Raw genomic sequence first — 3,656 nt, forward strand, 5'->3', positions numbered from 1 at the left:
CATCTCCCCCATCTCCCCTTTGTGGTTCAACCGTCAACTTGTCACCCAATGACCCCCAACCCCTCACCTGATCTGTAAAAATATAACGAGACTCAACTCAAAAAAACAGCAAAACTGATGGGAAGCGAAAGAATCACACTCCTCTCCAAACGAGAATTGGAGAAAATGCGGCAAGCGGGCCAATTAGCCGCCCAACTCCTAGATCATCTCGGAAAAATGGTCAAACCCGGTATTAGTACCCTCGAACTCGACCAAGAAGCCGAACGATGGACCCAAGAACACGGAGCAACCAGCGCACCCCTAGGGTATCACGGCTATCCCAAATCCATCTGTACCAGCGTGAATGAAGTCGTCTGTCACGGCATCCCCAACGGCAAACAAATTCTCCAAGACGGAGACATCATCAACATTGACGTAACCCCCATTCTCGACGGTTATCATGGGGACACCTCACGCACCTTCTTTGTCGGGACTCCTTCCCCCACTGCCAAGAAATTAGTCGAAGTCACCGAAGAATGTCTCCACCGAGGAATTGCTGCGGTACAACCCGGAGGACGCATTGGCGATATCGGGGCAGCCATTCAAGAATACGCGGAAGGCCATGGCTTTTCTGTGGTGCGGGATTTTGTAGGCCATGGCATTAACCGCGTCTTCCACACAGCCCCCCAAGTCCCCCATTACGGGACAAAAGGCAAGGGCAAGCGGTTACGTCCTGGGATGGTATTCACCATTGAACCGATGATTAATGAGGGAACTTGGGAAGCAGAGGTGCAAGAGGATGGTTGGACAGCACTCACCAAAGACCGCAAACTCTCTGCCCAGTTTGAACATACCCTCGCTGTCACCCAAGATGGAGTGGAAATTTTAACCCGTTTAGAGTAACTTGACGGGGTTTGTTCTTTGTTGTTGGTTGTTTGTTTTCTCCTAGTCTCTTGCCTTTTGTCCATTGGGGACAAGTTAAGATAACCTGTCTTTTGTCCAATTTTTTGTCCAATTTTAGGAAGTGTCGGAAGAATTTACCGATGAAGCTGAAATTGTTCAATCCACTCTAATAAAATCGGATTAACCACTTCTGGGGCTTCATCTTGAGGACAATGGCCGAGTCCTTCTAAGGGAATAAACCGATCTACCGTGGGAGAATGGGCGAATTGCTGGGCTAATTCTAGGGGTTCCCAAGGATCATCCGCCCCCCAGAGAATTAATAAGCGACAAGGGAGAAGGGGGATTAAATCTTCGGGGAGAGGCCCGTCGGAGTAGGTGGTAAATGCCACAAAAACATCGGCTGCCCCCACATCAGAGGCCGGTTTCATCAGCATATCGACTAATTCATTGGTCACGGCCTCAGAGCGGGTATAGGCTTGTTTTAAGGCATTGCGTACCATGGGGGGACGAGCCATCATTTTAAAGAAACTCCGCCCAAACCAGGGTTGTTTTAGCAGTTTTTGTAAGATGGGTGTCCCTACTTGTTGATGCCAAGGGAGGCTTTTCCGTTTGCGGTTATGGAGTAAGCGGAGGGAAAAATTCAGGGTGACAACCCCTAATACCCAGTCAGAGTGAGAAACCGCCGTTTGCATGGCGACAATACAACCGATGGAGTTTCCCACCAATATTGCTTGGCCGCCGACTACTTCCCGACAAAAATCGGCCACCAGTTGGGCCCAGGTTTCAAAGGTGTAGTCGATTTTTTCTCTAGGTTGTGGCTTTTCTGATGCGCCAAACCCAATTAAGTCTAGGGCATAACAGCGTGTTTTTTCCCCCAAGGCGGGTATATTTTTGCGCCAATGGCCCCAGGATGCACCAAACCCGTGAATTAATACAACGGGAACACCTGTCTCACCTTGTTGCTGGTAACAAATGCGAAACCCCCGCCACTGCCAAGTTTTCGGAGGGGTGAGGGGGAGAGACGTTATAGAAGCTGTCATGGGTCGTGTTAAAAAATATTAAGTTGATTCTCATCAACTATTATAGGGCGAGTTGGAGGGGGATTTCTGGGGGAAGCCGTAGGAGGAGTACGGTTTTTTCTCACTGATCACCGATTACCCATTACCCGTTAGCAAATTTTTAATACCGTGTCTCAAAATTCTTAAACCCTTTGACAGAGCGATATTCATGCTCCACATCTTTGACTATGGCCCCAGGGGGGCCACTGTGACACCAGTGAATCATTTTTTCAACGTCTAAGGGTTTGCCTTCCAATACCGCTTCGACACGGCCATCGCTTAAATTCCGCACCCATCCTGTAATGCCTAATGACTGGGCTTGATTCACGGTAGAAAAGCGGAAGCCTACCCCTTGCACTTTACCAGAGATGTAAACATGGGCGTGAGTCAGGCGATCGCGGGTTGAGTCAACCATATTGAATTCAAAATCACAACAGTTGGCATTATATCCATTCTTGAAAATAACCCCATATCTCCCCACTGGGAAGGTTACAATGACTCCAGTGTTGGTTTCAGTGATGTTTTATGACCCTTGAGTTAGTTTTTAATCTCGCTAATCTTTTTGTTTTGCCGTTTTGGGCCATTATGATTATTTTGCCCAATTGGGAAGTGACTCGTAAAGTGATGGGGTCTTACCTACCGTTTGTGGTGCTGGCTGGGGTGTATATTTATTTTATTACAGGGTCTTTAAATGCGGATTCTTTAGAGGCATTGTCTAACCCAAAATTGTCAGAAATTGCTGGATTTTTTGGGGAGGAAGCGGCAGCCGCAACGGGTTGGGCGCATTTTTTGACGTTTGATTTATTTGTAGGCCGTTGGATTTACTGGCAGGGGCAAAAAACGGGGATATGGACGGTTCATTCGTTAATTTTCTGTTTATTTGCTGGCCCCATCGGGTTACTCTCTCACATTATTACTCGTTGGCTGAGGGTCCGGTTTAATCCTGCTATAACTGAAGAAGAAACCGCCGCTTCTCCTTCTTAACGAAGAATTTACCCGGTAAGACTCATAATGTCAGTATTCAGCTATGAGCCGTCAGCCGCGACTCTTAAAACTAACACTCCGTTGGGGAAGTCTCTCCAACGGGGGAAATGCTATATAACAAGTGAGAGACTTGTGAATTGATTAATTCCCATTACCCAAAATGAACTTAGAAAACGCAATCAAAAACCGCCGTGCTGCCCGGTCTTTCCGTTCTGAGTCCCTTCCTGATGGGGCATTAGAAAACCTTTTTGAGCTTGCTTTGTACTCACCTTCGGGGTTTAATTTGCAACCGTGGCGGTTTATTATTCTCCAAGAGGCAGCGAGTAAAGAGAAATTGCGGGCTTGTGCCTTTGACCAAAAATACTGGGTTTCAAGCCCCGTCATGCCAACGAAGTGGAGGACGGCTTTTTATTGCCATATTGAATTTAATCTGCTCTAGTTTTGATACCAGCATACTTAGTGTTAAAGGCAAAAAGCCACAGTCCAACAATTATCACAAAGCTAGACAGCGATATGCTCGGAAGCATTTAAAAGTAAGTAGACAGCGAGAAGAGAATGCCCACAAGATTGGCACTCCGTTTAATCCAATCTAACGATTTGGTCGCCTATGAAGATTTGAATGTTAAAGGCATGGTAAAGAATCGCCGTCTAGCTAAATCGATAACGGATGCAGGATGGTCAACTTTTCGTAGGTGGTTAGAATATTTTGCAGATAAATATGGGAAACTAGCG

5 protein-coding genes and 1 pseudogene are annotated in these 3,656 nt (G+C 46.8%); 4 read left to right on the forward strand and 2 right to left on the reverse strand.

What is annotated here, in order from left to right:
* The first annotated feature begins 117 nt into the window (after positions 1–117).
* Positions 118–882, forward strand: coding sequence for a type I methionyl aminopeptidase (gene map / locus PN462_RS01180; protein ID WP_272126025.1), 765 nt, complete (start codon positions 118–120; stop codon positions 880–882).
* A gap of 134 nt (positions 883–1,016) precedes the next feature.
* On the opposite strand, the gene PN462_RS01185 is transcribed toward map, so the two are convergent.
* Both PN462_RS01185 and PN462_RS01190 read right to left on the reverse strand, forming a co-directional pair.
* A complete protein-coding gene (locus PN462_RS01185) occupies positions 1,017–1,922 on the reverse strand; it encodes an alpha/beta fold hydrolase (protein WP_272126026.1) in 906 nt (301 codons plus the stop codon).
* 139 nt (positions 1,923–2,061) lie between these two features.
* A complete protein-coding gene (locus PN462_RS01190) occupies positions 2,062–2,355 on the reverse strand; it encodes an acylphosphatase (RefSeq protein WP_272126027.1) in 294 nt (97 codons plus the stop codon).
* A gap of 110 nt (positions 2,356–2,465) precedes the next feature.
* Between PN462_RS01190 and PN462_RS01195 the strand changes: the two genes are divergently transcribed.
* The 3 genes and pseudogenes from PN462_RS01195 to PN462_RS23330 all read left to right on the forward strand — a co-directional run.
* A complete protein-coding gene (locus PN462_RS01195) occupies positions 2,466–2,924 on the forward strand; it encodes an ABA4-like family protein (RefSeq protein WP_272126029.1) in 459 nt (152 codons plus the stop codon).
* Between the two features lie 160 nt (positions 2,925–3,084).
* Positions 3,085–3,363, forward strand: a complete 279-nt coding sequence (locus tag PN462_RS01200; protein WP_272126030.1) for a nitroreductase family protein — start codon at positions 3,085–3,087, stop codon at positions 3,361–3,363.
* A gap of 25 nt (positions 3,364–3,388) precedes the next feature.
* A pseudogene (locus tag PN462_RS23330) lies at positions 3,389–3,656 on the forward strand (RNA-guided endonuclease InsQ/TnpB family protein); the annotation flags it as partial.

Source organism: Spirulina sp. CS-785/01 (assembly GCF_028330525.1).
Taxonomy (GTDB): Bacteria; Cyanobacteriota; Cyanobacteriia; order Cyanobacteriales; family Spirulinaceae; genus JAQMSD01.